Origin of the sequence: Sphingobacterium phlebotomi (genome assembly GCF_008180195.1) — a bacterium.
Taxonomy (GTDB): domain Bacteria; phylum Bacteroidota; class Bacteroidia; order Sphingobacteriales; family Sphingobacteriaceae; genus Sphingobacterium; species Sphingobacterium phlebotomi.
On sequence record NZ_VTAV01000002.1, the window covers coordinates 512,087 to 537,527 of the forward strand.

A 25,441-nucleotide genomic window follows, 5' to 3' on the forward strand; every position below is an offset into this window, starting at 1 on the left:
TATTTTATATGATTATTAAAGTTGGTTTTGTAAATGTACGTATTGACTTTATTAATCAATAAGTCAGTTTTTGTTTTTGACATTTCTGTGTTGTTTACTTTCTTATAGATGTGTCTATTATGATGTAAAGTGATATTTTTGTTGATTTATTGACTTTTTATTTACATTAGTCAATAGGTGAGAATGTCATGTTTACATACCTTTGTGTATGTTGAAACCCACAAACTTAACTACGTTAGAGATTTTTCTTTTAATTTTTACAGCGACGTTAATTGCTTCTGGAGTAGTTATTGCCAATATTGATATTAATTGGTACGAGAATGTATATGCTGTGGAAGATGGTTTTGTCGAAAATTGGACCATTGTTCCGCTGTTGGGTGCGGTTGGATATTCCCTCTACCTATTCTTTACGGTGAGCAGGGATAAGACGTGGCACTTTCGAAGTGTCTTGGTTTTGATTGCGGTTTTTTCTTTATTTGTGGCAGGAGAAGAAATCAGCTGGGGTCAACGCTTATTCAACGTGGAAAGTCCCGAATTCTTTAAAGACAATAATGCGCAAGGAGAAACGAATCTACATAATATGGTCGTGAGTGGAAAGAAAGTGAACAAGATTATTTTTTCCCAGCTCTTGACTGTTGTTTTGGGTGTTTATCTTTTAGTTTTTCCTATTCTTTATCGTAAAAAGCATGGATTTAAAAAATTGATTGATCGCTTCGGAATCCCTATAGCCCAACCGTATCAAATTATCGCGTGTCTGTTGCTTTTCATGTCGATTTTGTTAATCCCTTCGGGTAAAAATGCTGAGGTATTGGAAGCGGGTATTACGACATTGTTTTTACTCATTTTTCTATTTCCTCGAAATATCCATATCTATAAGCGTAAACGGGGAAACAAAAATGCACCGATATATAATATAATGCCAAATCATGAATAATCTTTTTCGTCTTCTTTTAATATTACTGTTTCTAACCATAGGGAATCAGAGTTTTTCACAAATCGGTCTTGGGGTAAAATTAGGCGGAAATTTATCGGGCGCAGATGCACTTTCTTTTCGCTCATCGAAACGTCTAGGTTTTCAGGTTGGGGCGGCAGTAAGCTATCATTTTCGCCCGAATATGGCCATTCAAGTAGAACCGACCTTCGACGTAACCCGTGTGCGGGCAAATTCGGAAACCGTCCATGAAACCAACGGTATTGATAAAGGAAACAAAACTCTTCATTTTTTTGATCTACCCGTGTTGTTTAGGCTGGATGTTACATCGGGATTTGCGCTGCTGGGAGGTATAGAGTTCAACTCGCTTCTGAATGAAGACAAGTACCGTCTAAACAATAATGAATATGCTTTTAAAGAAGGAACCCGGCTAGGATATACGGTCGGGCTGGAGCTGGGTAAATTCTATTTTCGTTATCGCGGATTTGAACGGTCAACCAATGTATACCGTAGCTGGACCACTACGATTCAGCAATATCAAGCCGGTGTGAGGTGGGATATTTTCTGATTATATCCCTAAAGAATTAAACTGTAAGTCATAGAGCTTTTTGTAATAGCCGTCCTCGATGGTGAGTAGCTCCCTATGCGTGCCGATTTCCTTGATTTCCCCTTTATCGAATACGATAATTTTATCTGCTTTTTGAATGGTGGACAAGCGGTGTGCGATGACGATAGCCGTTCTGCCGACCATCATATTTTCGATAGCGGTCTGGATGAGCATTTCGGTTTCCGTGTCTATAGATGACGTCGCTTCATCCAGTATTAATATAGCGGGATCATGTACCAATGCTCGAATAAAAGAAATTAACTGTGCCTGTCCCGAAGATAACGTGGCACCTCGTTCCTGTACTTGATAATCAAAACCTCCTGGCAATCGCATGATAAATTCGTATGCTCCCACTTTTTTAGCCGCTTCTATGACTTCTTCCTCGGTAATATCCGGATTATACAGGGTGATGTTATTGAAAATGGTATCGGAAAATAAGAAAACATCCTGTAAAACAGTGGCTATGTGTTGACGGAGCGAATGGAGTTTATATTGTCGTATATCTTTGCCATCTAATAAAATACGACCCTGCTGTATTTCATAGAAACGACTCAGTATATTAATTGTAGAAGATTTTCCGGCACCCGTGGCTCCAACTAAAGCTAGTGTTTCCCCAGGTCGGACGTAGAAACTGACATCTTTCAATACCCACTTTTCTTCATTATACGCAAACCACACGTTATCAAACTCAATTTCACCTACAATGCTATCTGGTGAAAAAGTTCCATGGTCTGGTGTAAATTCGTTCGTATCCAACACATCAAAGACCCGTTCTGCAGAAACCATCCCCATTTGCAGGGTGTTGAATTTATCAATCAACTCTCGAATAGGTCGGAAAATCATATTGATATACATCAGAAACGCAACGACCACCCCCGGAGAGATCGTATTGGCAAGAATCTGTTTTGATCCATACCACACCAAAAGACCGATAGCGATAGCGAGGATAATTTCCAGAACAGGAAAAAAGATCGAGAAATACCAATTCGCCCGAATATGTGCATCTCGATGGTTTCTATTGGCTGTCTTAAACTTCTCCATTTCCTGTTTTTCCCGTGCGAAATACTGTATAATAGCCATGCCGCTGATGTGCTCCTGTAAGAAAGTATTGAGATTGGATACCCAAGTACGTACGTCTACGAAAGCCGATTTCATCGATTCCTTAAATATATAAGTGGCCCATATTAAGAGGGGCATCGGAATGAGCACGATTAGGGTCAATTCCCAATCGGTATAAAACATAACTCCGAAGATGAAAAGAAGTTGTAGCAGATCGCCGATAATTTGGATGAGCCCTTGGGAGAAAATATTGGATATTGTTTCTAAATCGGAAATGGTACGTGTGATCAATTTCCCGATAGCTGTATTATCAAAATATTTTAATCGTAAATTAATGATATGGTTAAATACTTGTATACGGATATCGCGAATAACATTTTGACCTAACACGTTCGTTGCTAAGGTATGATAATATCGGATTACCGTCTGTACGATAAGCAGCGCTATCATGGCAATAAGCATCCAGGTAAGTCCCGAAGCATCGGTTTTTAGAATATATTTATCCAAGGTATACTCCACTAACATGGGAAGCGCGGGGGCTACCGCGGCCAATAAAATAGTTAATACGACGGAAACCCAGAATATACCTTTATAGGGGCCCATGTAGCGGGCCATTCTCCGAAGGAGTTTAGTGTCGTAGGTCTTTCCTGTTATTTTTTGTTCGCTCAAAATGCTTTGTCAATATAAGGATAAACAACTTTTGTTAAATATAGACCGTGCGCTGGCACCGAGGTGCCCGCCTTTGATCGGTCTTTGCTGCCGATGATGTCTAGTATGGATTCCGGTGCTTTCTTCTTTAATCCGATATCCAATAAGGTTCCTACGATAGCGCGAACCATATTCCGCAGAAATCGGTTGGCAGTAATATGAAAAACGAGCCCCTCATCCGTTTCTTGCCAATATGCCTGTAGTACGGAGCATATATTGGTATACACTTGCGTATGGCTTTTTGAAAAACAACCGAAATCCTGGGTGCCCACCAAAAACGCCGCAGCGTTATTCATGATCGCTACGTCGGGGATTTCCCGCAGTTGCCAGGATTTATGTAGTAAAAAAGGATTTTTACAAAAATGGACATGATATTCATAGGCTCTTTCCGTTGCATCGAAACGGGCATGTGCACCTTGATCCACGGGAAGAATACGGTATACCGCGATGTCGTGCGGAAGTAGCGCATTTAGCGAGTGCAGAAAACGGGCCTTATCTTTTATACTGTCCGCTAATATATCCAGATGGACAAACAATTGTTTCGCATGGACCCCTGTGTCGGTCCGGCCTGCACCGATGGTTTCTACCGGGTAACGTAAGATTTTCTGGAGTGCTTCATGAAGCTTCTGCTGTACCGAAATTGCATTTTCCTGTACTTGCCAGCCATGGTATGCTGTTCCATCATAGGCAATTTCTAGAAAAAAACGTTGTAATGTATCTTCCACTTGACAAAGTTACTTCTTTTCTTTTTCCTTGATGAAAAAGAAACAAAAAATCAAGACTTGTCTGTTTTTGCTATCTTGACTTGTCTATTCCTAAACAGAATGAAACTCACTTCGTTCAGACAACATTCTGTTTTTAACGGAATAATCTTCGTCAACATGGCCGCAAAAAAAGACGAGGTCGTTTTAGCACGCGTAATCGCAAAGTGATTTTGATTATTTTATTCACGCAATGCACCGTCCACTCCTTAACATCTAATGCCACATCAAAAATTTTGAAATATGTATCATTCTGTTGGGCGCACTGTCCACTCCATCAAAATTTTTAAGTGGCGAGTTTTTTGCTTCTTTTTTACGGGAAAAAAGAAGATAAAACTATCTTTGTTAAACTAGAAGAAAGTTTAGTTATGATTCAACGTATTCAAACATTATGGTTGTTAGTTGCCTCTGTTATCTTATTGGGGCTTTTTGTTTTTCCTTTTGTGAGCTTTATTGACTTGGTGGGGCTTGGAAAGCAAATCTATGTAACGGGAATATATTCCGCCAATAATAATGATTCCGTGCGGGAATCCAGCTCTATCCTGTTGGCAATTTACGCGGGAATCGTGACTATTGCGCCATTGTTAATTGTTTTTCAGTACAAAAACCGTAAGAGGCAAGTTCTTTTTATTATCGTGGAGATTGTATTGGTCGTGCTGTTGGGAATATGGATGTGGAGTACAGCACATACGGCCTTAGATGTTATCAGCCAAAAGCTGCAAGCCGGTAATATTGGCGTAGGTTTTTTCCTTTTGCCTGTTGCTATAATTTTTCTTGGAATGGCTATCGGAGGTATCCGTAAGGATGAGAAATTGATAAAATCAGCGGACCGTTTGCGATGAAAAACTGGACATATTTCCTTTTTTTGCCTTTATTTATATTCGTTTCCGGTGAACTTTTGGCACAGGAACAAGGGGAGGAGGGTGCGAAAAATATAACGGATGACATCCAAGCCGATGTAAAGTCTGTGAAAACCATCGCTAACGGTGATACACTGTCCATTGAGCTGTTTCTCATTTCCTACCAAATGGATCCTCGGGAATTTAAGCTGAATACTTTTGCCACACAAATTGTGGATAGTGAAGGCAATAGTCATCTCTTTACAACGATAAAGATGGGACGGGTACTGGTGCAATTAGCCGATAGACAAAACTATTTACATTATTTATTGGAAGAAGATGAACCCGTACCTTTAACTATACATGTTGGCGATTGGCAGGGAAAGAAAGCATCAAAAATATTACTGGTGTTTGAAGAGAGTACCGAGGAAGGAAAGTTTATAACACAAGAGGTTGACTTACATTAGTCAACCTCTTTTATTTTTGTTCGTGATAAACTATCTGGAATACCTAAATTGTTGTTTGTCCATTAGACCCATCTGGTTTTTCATCATTTTAATCTGATCGGCAAGTAGTTTATTTTTGTCGGCTTTTTTTGCTTCCGCCAAAAGTTTTTCTGCTTCGCGTTTATTGCGTTTTGCCATGGCCACACCTGCTAGGCTTAATTTTGCCAAGGCAATATTATGGCTCATGTGTAAGCCTAATGTCAAAGCCTTCTTAAAGTATTTTTCCGATTGTAGAGGTGCACGTTGAGACTCTAGAATGCCCAATAACATGTGATAATATCCATGTTGTGCGCTGATAAGTTGTTTCTCGTAATTCTTGATGTTCCTCAGCCATTGTTCCGCTTTGGCCATGTTTTCCTTTCTAAGATACCATTGTGCAATGAGCATATTCTCGTTGAAGAAAACAGTAACCCAAGCCAGAATGGTAATAAGAATTCCTAAGATACCCCATCCCCAATGACCAAACCAAAATAGTACTACTGTCCCGATTAAAAGAAAGCTACTAAGAATAATACGAACGATATTTGACATATATTTATCTGCGTAATTTAAACTATCTGCAAATATCCGGTTATTTTGGAGCTTATCCAACTTGTTTGCGTGATAAAATTGTAAAATTTATTTAGGTTTGTATATGGCAGAACGTTATGATTCCAGTTGGGAGCCCATTTTAAAACCCTTATTCAGGCAGGACTATATGCGTAGCCTGTCAGCGTTTGTGCAACACGAGCGAAGACAAGCGCAGGTCTTTCCACCTGAGACCCTCGTGTTAAATGCATTTAGACTAACACCTTTTGACAATATTAAGGTTGTCATATTAGGCCAAGATCCCTACCACAACGATGGACAAGCACATGGATTATCATTTTCCGTTCCAAAAGGCATGGCATTACCGCCTTCATTGAAAAATATCTATACGGAGCTCGTATCTGATATTTCGGGTTTTCAATACCCAACTTCGGGTGACTTAACGAAGTGGGCTGAACAAGGGGTATTACTGCTAAATGCAACGCTTACGGTGCGCGCACATCAAGCAGCCTCCCATCAAAGAAGGGGCTGGGAAGAATTTACCGATCAGGTTATCCACTTAGTATCCCAAAAGTTGGAAAATGTCGTCTTTATGCTATGGGGGAGTTATGCGCAAAAGAAATCCATGCTGATTGATCCAAAAAAACACCTGATACTAAAAGCTGTTCATCCATCGCCGCTGTCGGCGCATCGAGGATTCTTCGGCTGTAAGCATTTCTCTCAAGCCAATGCCTATTTACAGTCCAAGGGCAGGCAACCTATCGATTGGCAAATTTAGGCGAAGCGTTCTTTTAGTGCACTAAATTGATATTCTTGATTCGCCAGACGTTGTACATGGTGGATACGTATCTTTCTTCCATGCTGTTTGATATGGGTAAAGAGGAGATGACTGTCGTACGTAATCTCAAAAGGTTGTGATAAATCGAAAGGCTCCATTGCTTCACCGAGAATGACATACTCTAATTCTCCTTTTGTCGTAAACCGCTTAATAATGACTTGGTCTTCTGGAGCAGGCTGTATACTGAACCAGGCACCATCACCTACACCACCCAGATATTGCGCATCCTTTGGTACAGCAATCGGTTTTGAATTGAAGTTCATGCAACCGATGATCAAGTCGTTGGGCAAAAGGTCTGCTTTTGTCTGCATCACATTGTCGCCTAGTTTCTTTAACAAAAAACCAAAAGACTGCCAGCGGTTCATTCTAAAGTGTTTTAACCCTTGTTCGGGCGAGAATGAATAAATCATGCGGTTTGGGACTGCATTCACTACATTGCTAATGGGGCTGGCTTTAATCGTTTCTGGAAAATTAATGCTGTGCCGCCAGGTATACTGTTTGGACGAGCGAATTAGCATACGGGCAATAAAGCGTGAACAATTGTTGTTGTTGCGGGCCACAGCACCGTATGGAAAAGTCCCCTGATGGACGCAGTCGTCTCCATATGCTTTTGCAAACTCGAAGTTGATGTGATGGGCGATGGAAAAATAAAGAATACCGTCTCCGTACATGGCGGGTTTCAATGCCTCGAACTGTTCTACAATTTCTTCGAGGTTGATAATATTATTGTTTTTAAATTTTGCCTTGAGCTTTATCTCTAGGCGAGGATCGGAAAATTTGGACCGCGCCCGACCATATCCCCTTGGTGTGATATAACGTCCGAAATCATAGAAGAGCATCTCGCCCGTTTCTCGCTTAATTATAACAATACCTGTATGGCCTACTTTAAAATTCAAGTTTTTTACGATACCGATTTTCTTAAAAAACATCATCCATTTTTCATCTCCGCGGATGGTGGCATCAGGCCATGTTAAAATAAGGGCAATATCATTATACGTTATACTTGATTGCATGCAATTCCTCTTTTTTAGGTTAATATTCTAACGGGATGATGGGTTCCTTTTTGCTGGTCGACATGATCATCATGGTCTGAAAGGTTTTGACAAACGGGATTTTCGAAATTTTTTCCATAATGACCGCTTCATATGCCTTGATATCCTTCACATAGACCTTTAGCATAAAGTCGCAATTGCCTGTCACGTGATGACATTCGGTTACTTCTGGAATGGTTTTGACCGCTTCTACAAATTCGGGGATAGCATTATGTGTATGAAAGTCTAACGATATTTGGATGAACGATTTGATGCCCAGTCCTAATTTTTCTTCATCTACAAACGCGTGATAACTTTTGATAAATCCCGAGTTTTCTAATTTGCGCACACGCTCCAATGTAGGAGCAGGTGATAGTCCAATGTTGGAAGCTAACTGCAAGTTGGTTATTCGCCCGTTTTCTTGCAAAAGTTTCAAGATTTTTAAGTCCGTCTTGTCTGGTTGATATGGCATTTCTAAAATCAGCTAACGTAGATACTATAATTTTACGAAAAGTAAATGTACGGAATATTATTTGGTGGGCAAAAAACTTTCTAACGGTATATTTGTTATAGATAAAATTTATTTTCTTTTCTTTTTGATATTGCTAAATATTATCTCAAATCATGTTAATGTCAAAAATTCTGGCGTGAGAGGCATTTAAATGCATAAAAATGACGTTTGTCACATTTTTTGCTAAAAAGTAGGTTAGAATAGGCGTTAGCTTAGTGTATGTCGTCTTTTAATCGTATCTTTGTAGTCCAAAATAAGGTAGGAATCGCCGAATTAAAAAAGGGGTAAAGAAATGAGTACCAAAGACGATGAATTACTAAAAGAGCTGGAGCTCGAAGAATATAAATACGGGTTCACGACGGATATTGAAATGGAGATAGCCGCTAAAGGGCTAAGCGAAGATACCGTTCGTTTTATTTCCGCAAAGAAAAATGAGCCTGAGTGGTTGCTGGAATGGCGTTTGAAGGCATTACGTCATTTTCTGACGATGAAGATGCCTACATGGCAAAACTTTGAGAATCCGGATGTTGATTTTCAGGATATTTCGTATTACGCCGCACCAAAACCCAAAAAGCAACTGGAGAGTCTGGATGAGGTCGATCCGGAATTACTTTCGACATTCGAAAAATTGGGCATCCCGTTGGACGAGCAGAAAATACTTGCCGGGGTGGTAGCTGTGGATGCAGTGTTCGATTCTGTCTCTGTCAAAACAACGTTTCGGGAGAAACTGCAAGAGCAAGGTGTTATTTTTTGTTCCTTTGGAGAGGCAGTGCAAGAACATCCGGATTTGGTTAAAAAATATCTAGGTACAGTTGTGCCCCAAACAGATAATATTTATGCCGCATTAAATTCGGCTGTATTTTCGGACGGTTCTTTCGTATACATTCCGAAAGGCGTGAGATGTCCGATGGAGCTCTCCACCTATTTTCGTATAAATGCGGAAAACACCGGACAGTTTGAGCGTACGTTGATTGTTGCGGAAGAAGGTTCGTATGTGTCCTATCTGGAGGGCTGTACAGCGCCGATGCGTGATGAGAACCAATTACATGCCGCAGTGGTTGAGCTGATTGCCGAGCGTGATGCGGAAATTAAATATTCAACGGTGCAAAACTGGTATCCGGGAGATAAAGATGGTAAAGGTGGTATATATAACTTTGTGACGAAACGCGGTATATGCAAAGGTGACAATGCGAAGATTTCGTGGACACAAGTGGAAACAGGTTCCGCTATTACATGGAAATATCCTGGTGTTATTCTGAAAGGTGATAATTCTGTCGGAGAATTTTATTCTGTCGCTATGACGCGGAATAAACAGATTGCTGATACGGGAACGAAAATGGTGCATCTTGGAAAAAACACGCGTTCTAAAATTGTATCGAAAGGTATTTCTGCAGGTTTAAGCCATAACAGTTATAGAGGGTTGGTGAAAATTGGTCCGAATGCGGATAAAGCAAGGAATTTTACCCAATGTGATTCTTTATTGATCGGAGATCGTTGTGGCGCGCACACATTCCCTTACATAGAAAACAAAAACCGCACAGCGATGCTGGAGCACGAGGCAACAACATCAAAGATAGGTGAAGACCAGGTTTTCTACTTAAACCAGCGAGGAATAGACCCAGAGAAGGCGGTTGGTTTAATTGTTAACGGTTATGCCAAAGAAGTACTGAATCAGCTACCGATGGAGTTTGCCGTAGAAGCACAAAAACTATTGGCGATTTCTTTGGAAGGATCGGTAGGATAGTAATTTTCAAATTTCCAAATTAAAAAAAATGTTATCAGTTAAGAATTTACATGCGTCTGTTGAAGGCAAACAAATATTAAAGGGATTAGACTTAGAGGTTAAAGCGGGAGAAATTCACGCGATTATGGGACCTAATGGTGCTGGAAAAAGTACATTAGGTAATGTATTGGCTGGTCGTGATGCCTATGAGGTTACGGAAGGCTCAGCATTGTTGGAGGGCGTTGATTTATTGGATTTGGCTCCGGAAGATCGTGCTCGGGAAGGTCTTTTCTTGGCTTTTCAATATCCGGTCGAAATCCCCGGTGTGTCCAATATCAATTTTTTGAAAACGGCTGTAAACGATATTCGGGAATACAAAGGCATGCCACCAATGGAAGCAAAAGAGTTTTTGCAATTGGTGAAAGAGAAGCAAAAACTGGTAGATTTCTCCGCCAATCTTGCCAATCGTTCGTTGAACGAAGGTTTTTCGGGTGGTGAGAAGAAACGTAACGAGATATTCCAGTTGGCCATGTTGAATCCGAAGCTAGCTATCCTAGATGAAACCGATTCAGGGCTTGATATTGATGCCTTACGCGTGGTAGCAAACGGAGTAAACCAGTTACGTTCCGAAAACAATGCTTTTGTGGTTATTACACATTACCAACGTTTGTTGGATTATATCATACCGGACTTCGTACACGTACTTTACAACGGACGCATTGTGAAAACAGGTCCCAAAGAGCTGGCGTTGGAATTGGAGGAAAAAGGTTACGATTGGCTAAAAGAATACGACACGCAAACCGCCTAATAAAATTTATCAATGGATAATTTAGATAGCGGATTGATAAAAAAGAATATGAGTACAATAGTTGCAGATTCATTATATCAACAGTTGGTTTCGACTTTTCAAGAGTCAGACATACAAGAGCCATCGCATTTGACAACGCTGCGTCAGGAGGCTTTTGGACGTTTTCAACAGGATGGTTTTCCGACTGTTAAGAACGAAGAGTGGAAATATACCAATATACATCCTTTAATCAATTCAACCTATGTGTTGGATACACCGGTAGACGTAGAGACGGTGGATACTCGCAAAGCAGATATCCCTGGCTTGGATGCCCATCGGATTGTGTTGGTTAACGGGCAGTATGTTTTAGCGTTCTCTTCCCTTGAAGATGAAATTGGTTTGGTGGTAAAATCCATTAACGAAGCGCACACAGAAGCTAACTTTGAAAAACACTATGCACAGCATGCCGATAAATCGGACAACGTCATGGTGCAATTAAATACCGCGCTGAACACGACAGGTGTGTATTTATCGGTTGCTAGAAACAAAGTGATCTCCAAGCCTATCCATATCGTACATGTCGCTACGGGAGAGGAGGCGTTTTTTGCCCAAACACGTAACCTGATAGTGGTAGAACCTCACGCGGAGGTAGAAATTATTGAGTCTTTTATGACGATGGATGGTGCAGCGAAGAACGTGCATAATAAAGTGACAGAAATCGTGGTAGAGGAGCATGCGAAAGTACAGCACTATTATCTGCAGGTAGCCGATGCAGCGAGCCATTACATCATGCATACGGAAGTTTATCAAGAGCAGTACAGTCTTTATAATAATTATAACTGCAATTTACCAGGAGCATCGTTTGTGCGGAACAACATCAATGTACGACTGGATGCAGAGCAAGTGGAATCACACTTATATGGCATTAACCTAACGGCGGATCAACAGTTTGTCGATAACCACACCATTGTGGATCATATGAAACCACATTGCGAATCTTACGAATGGTATAAGAATATTCCGCAGGACGAATCTACAGCGGTATTCAATGGTAAGATTTTTGTTCGTGAGGACGCGCAAAAAACGAATGCCTTTCAGCAGAATAACAACATGCTTATTGGCGATAAGTCTACCGTATATACAAAACCACAGTTAGAGATTTTTGCAGATGATGTGAAATGCTCGCATGGTTGTACAATGGGGCAGTTTGACGATGATGCATTGTTTTATTTACGTGCCCGCGGTATCGGTGAGGAAGCAGCCCGTGTGTTATTGGTACATGCGTTTGCCTTTGACGTTACCTCCCGTTTCTCTAACGAGAATGTTCGTCAATATATAGAACACTTAGTGGAAAAAGGTCTGGAAAAGAAGTAAGTAGTTTTCCATATATATAATAAAAAAGGCGTCGGAATCGAATTCAGACGCCTTTTTTGATCTTCCTACTTCCTATAAAAAGGAAATACGGTGGTTGAATACTTCCATGGCGTATTCTTTGTCCGCATCTTGAAGTGTGGCTCTCATTGTACAGGCTTTGCAGGTCGACTCACAGATGATGTAGCTTCCGTAATGTTGTTTTCTACACGAGCCTGTTGTGCCCTCTGTACATTCGCATACATAGTAAGCGGAGGACACGGTTGATAATCCGTAAGCTTCCGGTACTTCGAGCATCACGACATACCCATACAGGATGATGGGCGCAATTTTGGTGCTTTCACTGCTATAACGTGCAGCTTCTTTCTCGATTTTTTCGATTTCATTTTGGATGATGTCGAGTTTTGCAAATTGGGGAGGAAGCATGATTTTACCCTTTAGATCCTCGACGCTTATCACTTTTCTCGTGGGCGTACTCATGTCGAGGATGACAACCTCTTCGAGCATTACATCTAATCCAGAAGTTCGTGCAGAACGGTTTAGATCGCAGCTTTCGCAAGTCGTCATTAAACAACCAGATGACCCACCCGTAGTAGTGGGGCTACAGCCACCGTCTCCACTTTTGCAGGTGCAGGTGATGCTTCCGTTCTTGAAGCGGATGAAATTTCCCTTTTCATCCACACCGTAGCCTGTGTATCCATCGGGAAGGGAGTAGTTGATTTGGTTGCCAGCGGTTTCGACGATTGCATTTTCGGGGAGTGTAAACGGCGCTAGATTGGTTACGGGAATAGGCTCTTCTTTTTGATTTTCTTCTTTGGAACAGCTGCTGATAACAGACAACAATATAGTTGTTGTCAACAAACATAATACGAGATAGTTTAATTTTTTCATGACGTTTAATTTTAGATGAATAAATAATAAGTAATCCGATTTTTGTAAGGATTACTGTAATATCCACCGCGAAGAACTTTTGTTACCTTTCTTTTGAAAAAATAATATAAAAAAAAGCTATTTTAGCTTAGTCAATTAAACCATTATGATAAAACATCTTTATTTATTGATCAAGTGCCTATTGTTGAAGAAACCTATATCGTAACAAATAGACTTAAATTAAAAGGTACCTACAAAAGTAAAAGCAGCAAGCGGTTCATTGGGAAGAAATACGAATTTTTTGAAAATGGTTCGCTAAAATCGGAAGAAAATTACGCTGATAATAGTGAACTCATTGATTCGGCATTTTATTTTCATGAAAACGGCCGTATCAAAACCGCCTTTTTTTATTCTTCATCGATCGATAAGAAGGAGAGTTTGAAAATAGAAAAGCCTTTAATTCTGATCTATCAGGACTCTTCCGGTGTGACGCATCTCGAAAATGGCGACGGCTTCGCTGTTTTGGATTATCGGAATGATAATGTGGAGAAAGGGTATTATAAGTCTCATAGAAAGGTAGGCGAATGGACAGGGACTTTTATGCATGATAAGTATACTTTTACGGAAGTATACGAAGACGGGGAATTATTATCCTGTGTGGCAAAGGATTCATTAGGCGTCGAAACACCCTATGACTCTAGTAGGTTTATGGTAACTCCGGAATATCCTGGCGGCTTTGGTCGTTTGCGGATGTTTGTCGCTCGAAACTACCAATTTCCGAAAGAAGCTATAGCAAAAAGAGTTTCCGGAGTTGTTCAAGTTGAGTTTGTCGTAGAAAGGGACGGGAAAATGTCTAATCCGATCACCTTAAATTTGTAAAGGAAAAAGGGCTCTAAAGAAAAGAGGTTGTTTCGTGTTTAGGAAACAACCTCTTTTCTTTAGAGCGAAAGACGAGATTCGAACTCGCGACCCCAACCTTGGCAAGGTTGTGCTCTACCAACTGAGCTACTTTCGCTGATGGTGGTACAAAGATAGCGATTCGGTATATATCTGTCAATAGCTTTTTTGAATTTTAATATTTCAAAATAGCATCGACACAATTAATCCCGTCGATTGCTGCGGAGACGATCCCGCCTGCATAACCTGCGCCCTCTCCACATGGATAAAGACCGGAAATTTCCGGATGTTGCATCGTTTCTTTATCGCGTGGGATCCGGACGGGGGAGGATGTACGGGATTCAACCCCCACGAGTATAGCTTCATTGGTGTAATAGCCCTTCATCTTCTCTCCAAAAAGAGGAAGTGCACCTCGTAATGCTTGATGCACAAAAGGGGGCAATACTTCATTAAGATCTACACTTTTTGCCCCCGGCTTATAGGAGTTTTCGGGAAGTGTTGTTGATACTTTTTGTTGCACAAAATCGACCATGCGCTGCGCCGGAGCAACCAGATTGCCTCCTCCTAAATGGAATGCCTGTTGTTCTACCTCTTGTTGAAATCGCAGCAATGCAAATGGATCAGATAACGAATTAGGCACATCTTCTAAATTGATCTGGATGACAGTACCTGAGTTGGCGTGTGGATTATTCCGTTTTGACGGAGACCAACCATTGACGACAATCTCCATATCTTCGGTAGCACATGGAGCAATAATTCCACCTGGACACATACAAAAAGAAAAAACACCCCGTTGATTCACCTGTTCTACCAGGCTATAATAAGCGGGTGGGAGGTTCTCTGGACGTATGGCACAGTGATATTGCGCTTGATCGATAATTTCCTGTGGATGTTCGATTCGAACCCCTAGCGCAAAAGGCTTTGCTTCTATCAACCAGCCTTTCCGCTGAAAAAGATGGAAGATATCACGGGCAGAATGCCCCGTAGCTACGATGACGTGGTGCGCGTGTATCGTGTCTCCTGACGACGTGCGAACTCCTTTTATCTTTCCGAAATCAGCGAGAATATCATCTACCCGACAATCGAATCTTATTTCTCCTCCATGTTCCGAGATGGTGTTACGCATATCTTCGATAATATGGGGAAGCTTGTTTGTGCCTATATGGGGTCGGGCGTCGACCAAAATATCATGTGGTGCACCATGTTGTACAAAAATCTGCAGCACTTTATCGACGTCGCCACGCTTATTGGAGCGTGTATACAATTTGCCGTCCGAATAAGTGCCCGCTCCACCTTCGCCAAAACAGTAATTGGACTCGGGATTCACTACACCCTCCCGGTTTATCTTCGCTAAATCCCGTCGCCTGTCCTTTACTGGTTTTCCGCGTTCCAGTACGAGAGGTTTAAGTCCGCGTTCCAAACATCGGTATGCGGCAAACAGACCCGCAGGCCCCGCTCCGATAATGATGACCGGCGTCGCATTATCCACACGCTTAATAGAGGAGGTGAATACCTCCGGAAGGTGAGGCTCGTCGATATAGAAAACGACCCGAAGACGATATACCACTTTGCGGCCTCTGGCGTCAATAGAGCGTTTACGGACGTGATGCCCCCGGATACGTGAGTGTTCTACCTTTAATTGTTCCGCTCCGAGCGCAATAAGATTGTCGGTGTCATGGATTTGATCGGGAAATACGGCGATTTCAATTTCTTTCTGCATATCTACTGGTTGGGTTTTTATCCCAAAAACAATACAAAGTTACCTTCATTTATCCATTAATGCTAATTTTTATGGAATGGATGAGCACTTCGTGGTTTTTGTCTTGACACAAAAAACGAAGCAAAAAAAGTCAAGGCTTGCAAGGTTCCGCTACCTTTACTTCTCTATTCCTAAACAGAAAGGAACTCGCTGACGCTCGGACAACTTTCTGTTTTTAACGGAATAGTCTGCGTAAAGCTTGTCGCGGAACAATGCTAGGCCGTTAAGCCCGCATAACCACGGAGTCTTATTGATCGCTTTTATTTACGCATTTTGCACCATCCCCCTCCTTAACCTGAATGGTCGCATCCGAATTTTTGAGGTATGTAGAAACTCATCCTTAGTACTATCCCTCTTCTCAAAGATTCGACGCGACGAGTTTTTTGGTTCTTTTTTACGGGAAAAAAGAACGATAATTAGTATTTTTATAAAAATTTGAATAATATTTTACAGATGAAAAGATTAGTTATTGCAATCGTCGGTTTGTTTACAGCGCTGTCATTCAGCTCTTGTGGATATAATACCATGGTCTCCAAAGATGAGAATGTAAAAGGAAAGTGGGCACAGGTAGAAAACGCCTACCAACGTCGCGCAGACTTAATCCCTAATTTGGTCGCAACAGTAAAAGGTGCGGCTGAACACGAGGAGGGCACATTGACCGCAGTGGTGGAAGCACGCGCCAAAGCTACTTCCGTTACAGTTGACCCGTCTAATCTATCAGAAGAAGCAATCGCTAACTATCAACAAACCCAGGATGCGCTGTCACAGTCCATCGGCAGATTGTTAGTCAGTGTGGAAGCTTATCCGGATTTGAAAGCAAATTCGAACTTTCAAGAATTGCAAGTGCAGCTCGAGGGTACGGAAAACCGTATTTCGGTAGAACGCCGTTCATACAATGAAGCCGTTCAAGATTATAATACGACGGTAAGGAGCTTTCCAAATAATATGATGGCCGGAATATTCGGTTTTAAACCGAAAGGAACTTTTCAGGCAGCGGAAGGATCCGACAAGGCACCTACGGTAGAGTTTTAATATATATTATCATAACGGAAAGACGAGTAGGAGGGCTTGATATGGATATATTTTCAACGGAAGAACAGGATCGTATTGTTCAGGCCATTAGTGTGGCCGAGGCAAAAACGTCGGGCGAGATTCGACTGGTAATCGATAAAAAATTAAAGGCGGCTTCCGCGATGGATGCGGCCGTCTTCTATTTCGAGAAGCTGGAAATGCAAAAAACAGGTCTTCGTAATGGCGTTCTTATTTTTATGGCCATCGATGACCACGAATTTGCCATCATAGGCGATCGTGGTCTAGATACCAAGGTAGAGGCCAATTTTTGGGACGAAACCAAAGAACTCATGATTTCCTTCTTTCGCCGCAATGACATTGTGCAAGGACTAATAGAAGGGATACACGACGTAGGAGAACAGTTACAGCAATATTTTCCTCGCGGTGTTGATGACGTGAATGAACTTCCAGATGACATCTATTTTGGAAAAAATTAAAAATCCAATGCAAGTATATAAATTGTTTAAACCGACCATCAAATGGATTGGGAGCGTGCTCCTTGTGCTATTGGGATCGATTTTTTCGCTTTTTTCGCAAAACCTGCCAGAAGCTCCGAACCATCTGGTTACAGACTACACCGGTACATTAAGCCGTAGTGAAACACAAGCACTGGAACGAAAATTACTGTCATTTGAAGACACTACATCGACACAGATTGCGGTCGTATTAATTCGCTCGACAGAGGGATATGATGTGGCAGACTATGCCGTGCAGTTGGGACAGAAATGGGGTGTTGGGGGAAAAAAATATAACAACGGCGTTATTTTATTAGCCGCATTGGAAGACCGGACAGTGACTATCCAAACAGGTTACGGTATGGAAGGTGCATTACCCGATATCATCGCGCATCGGATTATCCAGAATGAAATAAGGCCTAATTTTAGTCGACAGCAATATTATCAAGGACTCGATGCGGCAACAAATGCTATAATCGCCTATACAAAAGGGGAGTATAAAGCTGATCCTAAGGATAGACGAGAAAAGGGCGAAGGTATACCCGTTATTTTGATTGTTGTTATAGTGGTTGTCATTATATCCCTGATTTCAAAAGGCGGTGGAGGTGGGCGCGGTGGGCGCGTGATGACAGGTAGAGGAGCCTCGGATATCTTTTGGTGGACATTGCTTAGCGGTATGGGAAGAAGTGGTGGTGGAGGAAGTGGCGGCTTTGGTGGAGGCGGCGGAGGTGGTTTTGGCGGCTTCGGCGGAGGTGGTTTTGGTGGTGGTGGAGCCAGCGGACGTTGGTAATTATTTATATTAGACTGTAACAAATTGCGATAATTAGCGTTACTATACAACAATGAGAAAATTATTATTAACAGTTTTAGGAGCAGTTCCAGTGATGGTATTTGCTCAAGAGGATTTTACCTTACAAGGTAAAATAGGAAATATTCAAGAAGAGGCAAAGGTTTTTTTTCAATATCGGGATAATGGACAGACCGTGTTGGATTCCTCCACAGTAACCAACGGTGCTTTTAAGTATCAAGGCACGGTATCGCAGCCTACTCAGGCGATGTTGATTTTGGCAGCAACTGACCAGACGATGAGCGATTTACGTGCTAGCGGAACGCGCCCCCCCATTAATTCGGTGTATCTCGCTAAAGGGGTTATAAAATTTGAAGGAGATGATTTTGTAAGTGCAAAAGCTGGTGGAAATGCAATCAACGATGACTATGCAAAATATCAAAATTTGCTAACGGAAATTAATAAAGAATTTGCAGGGCTAGATGCGGAATATCAAGCAGCGTCTGACGAACAAAAGCAGGATGAAACCTTTTTTCAAGGGCTTCAAGCGAGGGCATCCGCGCTTTACGAAAAACAAGAAGAGATTAATGAGGAGTTCGTCAAATCTAACCCGAATAGTTACGTTTCATTAACCATCTTAGATGAGAAAGCTTCCCCCGAAAATCTGACTACTTTTGTAAAACCCGGTTACGAAACCCTATCAAGTAGCTTGAAGGGAACCGAATTGGGGAAGAGCCTAGCGGAGAAAATTGCCAACATGGAGAAGCTGGCTGTCGGTGCTGAGGCTCCGGAATTTACATTACCTGATACAACAGGAACCGACTTCTCCCTCTCGTCCTTAAGAGGAAAGTATGTATTGGTAGACTTCTGGGCAAGCTGGTGTGGCCCTTGTCGTCAGGAGAATCCGACGGTGGTGGCTGCATTCGAAAAATTTAAGGACAAGAACTTCACTGTTTTAGGGGTTTCACTCGATCGTCCCGGAAAAAAAGAGGACTGGATGAAAGCAATTCACGATGATAAATTGGAACAATGGCCGCACGTGTCCGATCTGCAATTTTGGGAATCACCGGTTGTAGCGCTATACTCCATTCGGGGTATTCCGCAGAATTATTTAATAGATCCCGAAGGAAAAATTGTCGGATCTAATCTGCGAGGACCTGCATTGGAGGAAAAGCTGAACGAAGTGTTGAATTAAAAAAAGGGGGCGGATTTATTTTCCGCCCCTTTTTTTAACGCCAGGCTTTATACTGATTAATTAAGCCATTTGTAGATGCATCGTGTGCGTTTACGGTGGCATCATCCTCCAATTCCGGAAGAATCTTATTTGCCAATTGTTTTCCAAGCTCCACACCCCATTGGTCGAAGCTGAATATATTCCAGATAACACCCTGAACAAAGATTTTATGTTCATACAAGGCGATCAAACAGCCGAGTGTATAGGGGGTAACTTTCTTAAGAAGGAGGGAGTTCGTTGGGCGGTTGCCTTCAAATACCTTGAAATTTTTCAATGCTGCAATTTCCGGTTCTGTTTTTCCCGCTTTCTGCAATTCGCTTACCACTTCCTCTTCCGCCTTTCCGTTCATGAGAGCCTCCGTCTGCGCGAAGAAGTTAGATAGCAGTAATTGATGGTGGTTGCCGATGGGATTATGTGAAACAGCGGGCGCAATGAAATCGCAAGGAATTAATTTGGTGCCTTGGTGGATAAGTTGATAGAACGCGTGTTGCCCGTTTGTACCGGGCTCTCCCCAGATAATCGGACCTGTTTGATAATCTACGCGGTTGCTGTTCCTATCGATGTATTTTCCGTTGCTTTCCATGTCGCCTTGTTGGAAATAGGCCGCAAAGCGGTGCATATATTGATCATACGGTAAAATAGCGTGGCTTTCCGCATCAAAGAAATTGTTGTACCACACACCCAGTAAAGCGAGTATGACCGGAATATTCTGTTCAAACTCTGTTTCTTTAAAGTGTATGTCCGCGGCATAGGCGCCTTCCAACAGTTGTTCAAAATTATCATAACCAATACCCAAAGCAATAGACAACCCAATGGCCGACCATAACGAATAGCGACCACCGACCCAATCCCAAAATTCAAACATATTTTTGGTGTCGATACCAAAAGCAGCTACGCCCTGCTCGTTTGTGCTTAATGCGGCGAAGTGTTTTGCCACATCGGATTCTACAGCACCCGCTTTCAAGAACCAATCTTTTGCAGATTTAGCATTTGCCATCGTTTCTTGCGTTGTAAAAGTCTTGGAGGCGATAAGAAATAATGTCGTTTCGGGGTTTAATTCTTTTAATGTCTCGGCGATATGTGTTCCATCGACATTGGATACAAAGTGCATGTTCAGCCTTGTTTTGTAAGCTTTCAAAGCTTCGGTTACCATTACTGGTCCTAAATCTGACCCACCGATACCAATATTGACGACATCCGTTATTTCTTTACCGGTATAACCTTTCCATTCCCCGGAGATAATCCTGTTGGTAAAGTCTTTCATTTGTGCCTGCACAGCTCTTACTTGGGGCATAACATCTTCACCATCGACTAATACAGGAGTAGTGGATTGGTTACGTAGTGCAGTGTGCAATACTTGCCGCCCCTCTGTTTGGTTGATTTTTTCACCGGAGAACATGGCGTCAATCGCTTCTCTTAGTTGGCATTCCCTTGCCAGTTGTAGGAGAAGTGCGAACGTCTCATCATCTATCCGGTTCTTTGAAAAGTCCAATAGAATATCTTCTAATTGTAAGGAGAACTTCTCGAAGCGCTGCGGATCTTCAGCAAATAATTGCTTTAGGGATTTCTCATTAATCGAGATATAATGGTCCGCCAAGTATTTGTACGCCTGTGTTGTTGTAAAATCTACGTTTGGAAACATATATGTAATAGTTTGTTTTTACTGAAACCAAAGATAACTTTTTTTGCCTTGTTTTCTGAATTAGGATTCATGAAGGTTTTATTTTACTTTTGAGCATGACCAAAGAACAAATTCAAGACTTGAGGGATAGAGTAACGTCCCTGAGGAGGCATCTTTGACATTGATGCGAAGAAATCAGAAATAACAGAAAGAACAGCGATTACCTTGCGCCCGGATTTTTGGGATGATCCCAAAGCGGCGGAGAAAGTTTTGCAGGAGATTAAAGGTTTGAAAGTATGGACCGAGCATTTCGACGACGTGTCTGCCGCGGTAGAAGATGTGGGCGTCATGTACGAGTTTTTTCAATCTGGTGACGCGAGTGAGCAAGAGGCGAATGAACAATATGAATCGGCTCTTTACCAAGTTGAGGAGTTGGAATTTAAAAATATGCTCAGCTCTGAAGAAGACCAGCTTGACGCTATTTTACAGATTACTGCCGGAGCGGGCGGCACCGAATCTTGCGACTGGGCTTCTATGTTGATGCGCATGTACATCATGTGGGGTGAAAAACACGGCTGCAAAGTCGTGGAACAGGATTACCAGGAAGGCGATGTAGCCGGAATTAAGACAGTGACATTGCAATTATCTGGCAATTTTGCTTATGGCTACCTGAAAGGAGAAAATGGCGTACACCGTTTGGTTCGGATTTCCCCATTTGATTCCAATGCGAAAAGACATACATCCTTCGCCTCGGTATATGTTTATCCGTTGGTAGATGATAATATCGAGATTGAGGTGAAAGATGCCGAAATAGAGTGGGATACTTTCCGTTCCGGTGGTGCCGGAGGTCAAAATGTCAATAAAGTCGAGACAGCAGTCCGCCTACACCATAAGCCAACAGGAATCATTATCAAGAACCAGGAATCGCGCTCACAGCTCCAGAATAAAGAAAATGCGTTGCGCTTATTGAAATCTCAGCTTTATGAGATCGAGATGCGTAAACGGCAGGAAGCGACAGCCGCCATTGAAGGCTCCAAGAAAAAGATAGAATGGGGATCGCAGATCCGTAACTACGTATTGCATCCCTATAAGTTGATCAAGGATTTAAGGACAAATGTAGAAACATCTAATACGCAAGCCGTACTGGATGGCGAACTCGATGAATTTTTAAAAGCTTATTTAATGGAATTTTAGAAGAGAAGCTGTGCGCAGCTTCCCTTTTAAAATGCGTTTTTCCACATCATGCTCTCTACCGGGCGGATGGTTTTATTGTTGTATTTGGCGTTTCCTTTGGTGTTATACAAGGTTTCGATATCACCGTCTACAACGAAATAAATTAGCTGCCCTACAGGCATGCCGGCATAGACCCGGACGGGCTGTGCTACGGATATTTCCAGCGTCCATGTATTGCAGAAACCCACATCACCCTTACCCGCCGTCGCGTGAATGTCGATGCCTAACCGGCCGGTGCTGGATTTTCCCTCCAAAAAAGGGACGTGCCCGTGTGTTTCTGTGTACTCTAATGTAACGCCCAGATAGAGCTTTCCGGGCTGAAGGATATACCCTTCTTCCGGTATTTCAAAATGTGCTATTTCGTTGTGTTTTTTTGCATCCAGTATAGCGTCTTTATAGGTGGCCAGATACTTCCCCAAATGCACATCGTAGGAGTTCGTTCCCAGGCATTTCCGATCGAACGGCTCGATCACAATCGTGCCCTTATCTATTTCTTCTAGAATTCTTTTATCTGATAATATCATTGTTTTTTGTTATTACATTTTCAACCCGATCTCGCGTAGACGCTCATCCAAATATTGACCGGCAGTATAATCTTGATATGCTTTAGGATAATCTTCCGAAATACAGGAATCCAAACAAGCTAGGCTCATGGAAGCTTTTGGATGTAGGAAGAAAGGTACGGAATAACGAGATGTCTTCATGAGTTCTCTTGGTGGGTTCACGACGCGATGGGTGGTAGACTTCAGTTTATTGTTCGTTAATCGTTGCAACATATCACCAACATTGACCACAATATCTTCTCCTTTAGCTTTGATGGGAAACCATTCGCCGTCTTTTGTCCACACTTCCAGACCATCAGCGCTGGCTCCGATAAGTAAGGTAATTAAATTGATATCTTCATGCGCACCGGCACGGACCGCATCAGCCGGTATAATGTCTGGATTTTCAATAGGGAAATAATGGATAGCCCGCAGAATAGAATTGCCGTTGATGACAAATTTTTCAAAATAGCCTTCTTCCAAATCTAAATAAGAGGCGATGGCTTTAAGTAAATCACGTCCGGCATTCTCCAGTCTTTTGTAGACTTCTCCTGTTACTTCGTTGAATCTAGGCAGTTCTTCCACGATAATGTTATCTGGAAAATCAGTTTTAGAATAATCCTCGCCTACGATGGTTTGTCCCCGTTGCCAAAATTCTTTTAAGTCTGGTGTATTAGCGTCTTTCGCTTTCTCTTTGCCTTTGGCGGTATACCCCCGTTGTCCGGCTAGTTCCGGAAATTCATACTTGCGCTTGACCGCTTCCGGAAGATCAAAAAAAGCTTTGACAACCGCATAGAGTTCATCAATCAACTCTTGGCTTAACCCATGATTTGCGATGGTGACGAATCCCGTTTCGTTAAATGCCGTTCCTATATCTTGTACAAATTGTTTCTGTTCTTCCGCACTTCCCTGCGTATATTGAAGCAAATCCAACCGGGGGATGTTTACTAATGCCATGGTGTTTTTTGTGGTAAAGATAAGAAAATTATACCTTTGCTTTACAGAAATGACTGTTTTGAGCCGATACTTATTTTGATAGCCCATTAGTTATATGGTAAAAAGAAGAGAACAATTTTATGCAGAATCGGAGCTAACAGAATCGGTGACTATCCCGGTGCGCTTTAGCGAAGTGGATTCATTAGGTATCGTATGGCATGGGCATTATATCCTGTATTTTGAGCAAGGTAGAGAAGCTTTTGGCAAAACCTACGGTATTGATTATCTGACTGTACAAAAAGCAGGGTATACGACACCCATCGTAAAATCTATCTGCGAGCATAAATTGCCCTTGCGTTATGGGGATACCGCACGTATTGTAACTTCATACGTGGATACGCTCGCCGCAAAGATGATTTTCCGATTTAAGATTTACAATAGTAAAGATCAGCTGGTCTGCCAAGGGGAAACTATCCAGGTCTTTTTGGACAACACACAAAACCTGTCGTTAAACGTTCCTGATTTTGTAGTGGATTGGAAAAGAAAGGTAGGCTTGTTGTAATGACGTTTGATCCGATATATATACACGAAATGAACTGCGTCAGTCCGTTGGGCATAGATCTGGTGTCGAACTGGACGCAGTTGCTGAAGGGAAATAGCGGTATTGTACAGCATGACGTCGGTCGGATAAAAAATAGCTATACGTCGAAAATAGCCCCAGAGGAGGCCATCGAGCTGTTAACACCGGCGGAAGATAGTACCCTATTGGAGCGTATGTTGTTTACGACGGCAAAGCCGATTGTGGCAAAACATGCACCTACTTCACGCACGGCATTTGTGTTTTCAACGACGAAAGGCAACGTGTCGTTTTTGGAAGAAGGGAGAACATCGGATGCTGCGCTATCGGTGTTGGCAAAAAAAGCGGCGGAAGCATTGGGTTTTAAAACACAGCCGATAGTCGTATCCCACGCCTGTGTATCTGGCTTGTTAGCTTTAGCCGTCGCTAAAAGGCTGATACAGATTGGTCAGTACGATGATGCGGTGGTTTTAGCTGGAGACGTGGTTAGTGAATTTGTGCTGTCCGGTTTTCAGGCATTCCAAGCCATGAGTCCATTTCCGTGCAAGCCGTTTGATAAAGATCGTGCGGGCGTGTCGTTGGGAGAAGCGGCTGCGTGTGTATACGTTTCTAAAGAAAAGGGAGCCTTTAAGATAGTAGGAGAAGCAGCCATAAACGATGCGAATCATATTTCGGGGCCATCCCGGACGGGAGAAGGGCTGGTGCAGAGTATACAGCGGGCGGCGAATGAAGCGCGCATGGATGTAATGGATGTCGATTTCATCTCTGCCCACGGAACAGCCACGTTATACAACGACGAAATGGAAGCGGTTGCGTTTCATCGATTAGGGCTTCAAGAAATCCCTATGCATAGCTTGAAAGGTTATTATGGACATACATTAGGCGCGTCTGGTTTGCTGGAGACGGTTATTGCGTTGAAAGCGATGCAGGAGCATGTGCTGCTGCCGACATTGGGTTTTGAAGAATTAGGGGTTTCGCAACCGGTGAACATCATCCGGACGATAACCCGCCAACCATTAATGCGTTTGTTGAAAACAGCTTCCGGCTTTGGGGGGAGCAATGCCGCGATGATGATAGAGAAAGTCGACTATTAACGTACTTTAGATTTAGGATAACGTTAGATTGCTGTAAGCCTACGATATTTACTTATATCAAAACGAACTTATACCTTATACTACCGTATACATATACCATATAAACGTTTAATTTTTTCCACTAAACGTTTTAATAACTATAAAAGACGTTTTTAGAATATGAAT

At 42.2% G+C, this 25,441-nt stretch carries 26 protein-coding genes and 1 tRNA gene; 16 read left to right on the forward strand and 11 right to left on the reverse strand.

Going from position 1 to position 25,441, the window contains the following annotated elements; all coding sequences use genetic code 11:
• The first annotated feature begins 208 nt into the window (after positions 1-208).
• Positions 209-934, forward strand: coding sequence for a hypothetical protein (locus tag FXV77_RS06220; protein ID WP_148918329.1), 726 nt, complete (start codon positions 209-211; stop codon positions 932-934).
• Positions 927-1,499: an outer membrane beta-barrel protein gene (locus tag FXV77_RS06225; RefSeq protein WP_148918330.1), complete on the forward strand. Its 573-nt coding sequence runs from the start codon at positions 927-929 to the stop codon at positions 1,497-1,499. The genes FXV77_RS06220 and FXV77_RS06225 overlap by 8 nt, the downstream gene beginning before the upstream one ends.
• On the opposite strand, the gene FXV77_RS06230 is transcribed toward FXV77_RS06225, so the two are convergent.
• Both FXV77_RS06230 and truA read right to left on the reverse strand, forming a co-directional pair.
• Positions 1,500-3,266: an ABC transporter ATP-binding protein gene (locus tag FXV77_RS06230; protein ID WP_148918331.1), complete on the reverse strand. Its 1,767-nt coding sequence runs from the start codon at positions 3,264-3,266 to the stop codon at positions 1,500-1,502.
• A complete protein-coding gene (gene truA, locus FXV77_RS06235) occupies positions 3,263-4,030 on the reverse strand; it encodes a tRNA pseudouridine(38-40) synthase TruA (RefSeq protein ID WP_148918332.1) in 768 nt (255 codons plus the stop codon). The genes FXV77_RS06230 and truA overlap by 4 nt, the downstream gene beginning before the upstream one ends.
• A 404-nt stretch (positions 4,031-4,434) precedes the next feature.
• Here truA and FXV77_RS06240 point away from each other — a divergent pair, with 404 nt between their 5' ends.
• A complete protein-coding gene (locus tag FXV77_RS06240; protein ID WP_148918333.1) occupies positions 4,435-4,908 on the forward strand; it encodes a DUF4293 domain-containing protein in 474 nt (157 codons plus the stop codon).
• A complete protein-coding gene (locus tag FXV77_RS06245) occupies positions 4,905-5,372 on the forward strand; it encodes a hypothetical protein (RefSeq protein WP_246162303.1) in 468 nt (155 codons plus the stop codon). Before FXV77_RS06240 ends, FXV77_RS06245 begins: the two co-directional genes overlap by 4 nt.
• Positions 5,373-5,402: 30 nt before the next feature.
• On the opposite strand, the gene FXV77_RS06250 is transcribed toward FXV77_RS06245, so the two are convergent.
• Positions 5,403-5,942 (reverse strand): tetratricopeptide repeat protein, encoded by a 540-nt coding sequence (locus tag FXV77_RS06250; RefSeq protein WP_148918334.1) that lies wholly within the window; start codon positions 5,940-5,942, stop codon positions 5,403-5,405.
• A gap of 103 nt (positions 5,943-6,045) precedes the next feature.
• Between FXV77_RS06250 and ung the strand changes: the two genes are divergently transcribed.
• Positions 6,046-6,717, forward strand: a complete 672-nt coding sequence (gene ung, locus FXV77_RS06255) for a uracil-DNA glycosylase (RefSeq protein ID WP_148918335.1) — start codon at positions 6,046-6,048, stop codon at positions 6,715-6,717.
• On the opposite strand, the gene FXV77_RS06260 is transcribed toward ung, so the two are convergent.
• Both FXV77_RS06260 and FXV77_RS06265 read right to left on the reverse strand, forming a co-directional pair.
• Positions 6,714-7,790 carry a DUF6695 family protein gene (locus FXV77_RS06260; RefSeq protein WP_148918336.1) on the reverse strand — a complete coding sequence of 359 codons (1,077 nt, stop codon included), beginning with the start codon at positions 7,788-7,790 and terminating at the stop codon, positions 6,714-6,716. The two genes, ung and FXV77_RS06260, sit on opposite strands and share 4 nt — an antisense overlap.
• Before the next feature lie 19 nt (positions 7,791-7,809).
• Complete coding sequence (locus tag FXV77_RS06265) at positions 7,810-8,280, reverse strand: Lrp/AsnC family transcriptional regulator (RefSeq protein WP_105715438.1); 471 nt, start codon at positions 8,278-8,280, stop codon at positions 7,810-7,812.
• Positions 8,281-8,611: 331 nt separating this feature from the next.
• Between FXV77_RS06265 and sufB the strand changes: the two genes are divergently transcribed.
• The 3 genes from sufB to sufD are packed head-to-tail and all read left to right on the forward strand — an operon-like array spanning position 8,612 to position 12,203.
• A complete protein-coding gene (gene sufB / locus FXV77_RS06270) occupies positions 8,612-10,063 on the forward strand; it encodes a Fe-S cluster assembly protein SufB (protein WP_148918337.1) in 1,452 nt (483 codons plus the stop codon).
• Between the two features lie 28 nt (positions 10,064-10,091).
• Positions 10,092-10,850 (forward strand): Fe-S cluster assembly ATPase SufC, encoded by a 759-nt coding sequence (sufC, locus tag FXV77_RS06275; protein WP_148918338.1) that lies wholly within the window; start codon positions 10,092-10,094, stop codon positions 10,848-10,850.
• Positions 10,851-10,898: 48 nt separating this feature from the next.
• Positions 10,899-12,203: a Fe-S cluster assembly protein SufD gene (gene sufD / locus FXV77_RS06280; protein ID WP_246162305.1), complete on the forward strand. Its 1,305-nt coding sequence runs from the start codon at positions 10,899-10,901 to the stop codon at positions 12,201-12,203.
• Between the two features lie 72 nt (positions 12,204-12,275).
• Here the strand turns inward: sufD and FXV77_RS06285 are convergent, their stop codons facing one another.
• Positions 12,276-13,091 carry a hypothetical protein gene (locus FXV77_RS06285; protein WP_148918340.1) on the reverse strand — a complete coding sequence of 272 codons (816 nt, stop codon included), beginning with the start codon at positions 13,089-13,091 and terminating at the stop codon, positions 12,276-12,278.
• Between the two features lie 174 nt (positions 13,092-13,265).
• Between FXV77_RS06285 and FXV77_RS06290 the strand changes: the two genes are divergently transcribed.
• Complete coding sequence (locus tag FXV77_RS06290; RefSeq protein ID WP_148918341.1) at positions 13,266-13,949, forward strand: energy transducer TonB; 684 nt, start codon at positions 13,266-13,268, stop codon at positions 13,947-13,949.
• A 63-nt stretch (positions 13,950-14,012) separates the two neighbouring features.
• On the opposite strand, the gene FXV77_RS06295 is transcribed toward FXV77_RS06290, so the two are convergent.
• Together FXV77_RS06295 and FXV77_RS06300 are read right to left on the reverse strand one after the other, a co-directional pair.
• Positions 14,013-14,085: transfer RNA gene (locus tag FXV77_RS06295), tRNA-Gly, on the reverse strand.
• A 57-nt stretch (positions 14,086-14,142) separates the two neighbouring features.
• A complete protein-coding gene (locus FXV77_RS06300; RefSeq protein WP_148918342.1) occupies positions 14,143-15,687 on the reverse strand; it encodes an NAD(P)/FAD-dependent oxidoreductase in 1,545 nt (514 codons plus the stop codon).
• Between the two features lie 492 nt (positions 15,688-16,179).
• Between FXV77_RS06300 and FXV77_RS06305 the strand changes: the two genes are divergently transcribed.
• From FXV77_RS06305 to FXV77_RS06320, 4 genes are read left to right on the forward strand one after another with little or no spacing between them, the layout of a single operon-like run.
• Positions 16,180-16,758: a LemA family protein gene (locus tag FXV77_RS06305; RefSeq protein WP_148918343.1), complete on the forward strand. Its 579-nt coding sequence runs from the start codon at positions 16,180-16,182 to the stop codon at positions 16,756-16,758.
• A 41-nt stretch (positions 16,759-16,799) separates the two neighbouring features.
• A complete protein-coding gene (locus FXV77_RS06310; RefSeq protein WP_148918344.1) occupies positions 16,800-17,234 on the forward strand; it encodes a TPM domain-containing protein in 435 nt (144 codons plus the stop codon).
• 7 nt (positions 17,235-17,241) lie between these two features.
• The gene (locus tag FXV77_RS06315) at positions 17,242-18,042 is read left to right on the forward strand and encodes a TPM domain-containing protein (RefSeq protein WP_148918345.1); all 801 of its coding nucleotides are present in this window, start codon (positions 17,242-17,244) and stop codon (positions 18,040-18,042) included.
• 52 nt (positions 18,043-18,094) lie between these two features.
• On the forward strand, positions 18,095-19,234 hold the full coding sequence (locus FXV77_RS06320; RefSeq protein ID WP_148918346.1) for a redoxin domain-containing protein: 1,140 nt from the start codon (positions 18,095-18,097) through the stop codon (positions 19,232-19,234).
• 34 nt (positions 19,235-19,268) lie between these two features.
• Here the strand turns inward: FXV77_RS06320 and pgi are convergent, their stop codons facing one another.
• A complete protein-coding gene (pgi, locus tag FXV77_RS06325) occupies positions 19,269-20,915 on the reverse strand; it encodes a glucose-6-phosphate isomerase (RefSeq protein ID WP_148918347.1) in 1,647 nt (548 codons plus the stop codon).
• Between the two features lie 95 nt (positions 20,916-21,010).
• Between pgi and prfB the strand changes: the two genes are divergently transcribed.
• Positions 21,011-22,088, forward strand: a protein-coding gene (prfB, locus tag FXV77_RS06330) for a peptide chain release factor 2 (RefSeq protein ID WP_148918348.1) whose coding sequence is annotated in 2 segments (ribosomal slippage) — positions 21,011-21,070 and positions 21,072-22,088 — 1,077 coding nt in all. Because the reading frame shifts where the segments join, the coding sequence is not laid out codon by codon here.
• A 26-nt stretch (positions 22,089-22,114) separates the two neighbouring features.
• Here the strand turns inward: prfB and dcd are convergent.
• Both dcd and FXV77_RS06340 read right to left on the reverse strand, forming a co-directional pair.
• Positions 22,115-22,651, reverse strand: a complete 537-nt coding sequence (gene dcd / locus FXV77_RS06335) for a dCTP deaminase (RefSeq protein WP_148918349.1) — start codon at positions 22,649-22,651, stop codon at positions 22,115-22,117.
• Positions 22,652-22,663: 12 nt separating this feature from the next.
• The gene (locus FXV77_RS06340) at positions 22,664-23,626 is read right to left on the reverse strand and encodes an isopenicillin N synthase family dioxygenase (protein WP_148918350.1); all 963 of its coding nucleotides are present in this window, start codon (positions 23,624-23,626) and stop codon (positions 22,664-22,666) included.
• Between the two features lie 94 nt (positions 23,627-23,720).
• Between FXV77_RS06340 and FXV77_RS06345 the strand changes: the two genes are divergently transcribed.
• Together FXV77_RS06345 and FXV77_RS06350 are read left to right on the forward strand one after the other, a co-directional pair.
• Positions 23,721-24,167 carry an acyl-CoA thioesterase gene (locus tag FXV77_RS06345; RefSeq protein ID WP_148918351.1) on the forward strand — a complete coding sequence of 149 codons (447 nt, stop codon included), beginning with the start codon at positions 23,721-23,723 and terminating at the stop codon, positions 24,165-24,167.
• A gap of 29 nt (positions 24,168-24,196) precedes the next feature.
• Positions 24,197-25,276: a beta-ketoacyl synthase N-terminal-like domain-containing protein gene (locus FXV77_RS06350; protein WP_222867721.1), complete on the forward strand. Its 1,080-nt coding sequence runs from the start codon at positions 24,197-24,199 to the stop codon at positions 25,274-25,276.
• The last annotated feature ends 165 nt before the right edge of the window (positions 25,277-25,441 follow it).

Bases quoted from the DNA above. Each gene is read 5' to 3' on its own strand.
- FXV77_RS06220 (WP_148918329.1), top strand. From the start codon at position 209: ATGTTGAAACCCACAAACTTAACTACGTTAGAGATTTTTCTTTTAATT.
- FXV77_RS06225 (WP_148918330.1), top strand. From the start codon at position 927: ATGAATAATCTTTTTCGTCTTCTTTTAATATTACTGTTTCTAACCATA.
- FXV77_RS06240 (WP_148918333.1), top strand. From the start codon at position 4,435: ATGATTCAACGTATTCAAACATTATGGTTGTTAGTTGCCTCTGTTATC.
- FXV77_RS06245 (WP_246162303.1), top strand. From the start codon at position 4,905: ATGAAAAACTGGACATATTTCCTTTTTTTGCCTTTATTTATATTCGTT.
- FXV77_RS06250 (WP_148918334.1), bottom strand. From the start codon at position 5,942: ATGTCAAATATCGTTCGTATTATTCTTAGTAGCTTTCTTTTAATCGGG.
- ung (WP_148918335.1), top strand. From the start codon at position 6,046: ATGGCAGAACGTTATGATTCCAGTTGGGAGCCCATTTTAAAACCCTTA.
- FXV77_RS06260 (WP_148918336.1), bottom strand. From the start codon at position 7,790: ATGCAATCAAGTATAACGTATAATGATATTGCCCTTATTTTAACATGG.
- FXV77_RS06265 (WP_105715438.1), bottom strand. From the start codon at position 8,280: ATGCCATATCAACCAGACAAGACGGACTTAAAAATCTTGAAACTTTTG.
- sufB (WP_148918337.1), top strand. From the start codon at position 8,612: ATGAGTACCAAAGACGATGAATTACTAAAAGAGCTGGAGCTCGAAGAA.
- sufC (WP_148918338.1), top strand. From the start codon at position 10,092: ATGTTATCAGTTAAGAATTTACATGCGTCTGTTGAAGGCAAACAAATA.
- sufD (WP_246162305.1), top strand. From the start codon at position 10,899: ATGAGTACAATAGTTGCAGATTCATTATATCAACAGTTGGTTTCGACT.
- FXV77_RS06285 (WP_148918340.1), bottom strand. From the start codon at position 13,091: ATGAAAAAATTAAACTATCTCGTATTATGTTTGTTGACAACAACTATA.
- FXV77_RS06300 (WP_148918342.1), bottom strand. From the start codon at position 15,687: ATGCAGAAAGAAATTGAAATCGCCGTATTTCCCGATCAAATCCATGAC.
- FXV77_RS06305 (WP_148918343.1), top strand. From the start codon at position 16,180: ATGAAAAGATTAGTTATTGCAATCGTCGGTTTGTTTACAGCGCTGTCA.
- FXV77_RS06310 (WP_148918344.1), top strand. From the start codon at position 16,800: ATGGATATATTTTCAACGGAAGAACAGGATCGTATTGTTCAGGCCATT.
- FXV77_RS06315 (WP_148918345.1), top strand. From the start codon at position 17,242: ATGCAAGTATATAAATTGTTTAAACCGACCATCAAATGGATTGGGAGC.
- FXV77_RS06320 (WP_148918346.1), top strand. From the start codon at position 18,095: ATGAGAAAATTATTATTAACAGTTTTAGGAGCAGTTCCAGTGATGGTA.
- pgi (WP_148918347.1), bottom strand. From the start codon at position 20,915: ATGTTTCCAAACGTAGATTTTACAACAACACAGGCGTACAAATACTTG.
- dcd (WP_148918349.1), bottom strand. From the start codon at position 22,651: ATGATATTATCAGATAAAAGAATTCTAGAAGAAATAGATAAGGGCACG.
- FXV77_RS06340 (WP_148918350.1), bottom strand. From the start codon at position 23,626: ATGGCATTAGTAAACATCCCCCGGTTGGATTTGCTTCAATATACGCAG.
- FXV77_RS06345 (WP_148918351.1), top strand. From the start codon at position 23,721: ATGGTAAAAAGAAGAGAACAATTTTATGCAGAATCGGAGCTAACAGAA.
- FXV77_RS06350 (WP_222867721.1), top strand. From the start codon at position 24,197: ATGAACTGCGTCAGTCCGTTGGGCATAGATCTGGTGTCGAACTGGACG.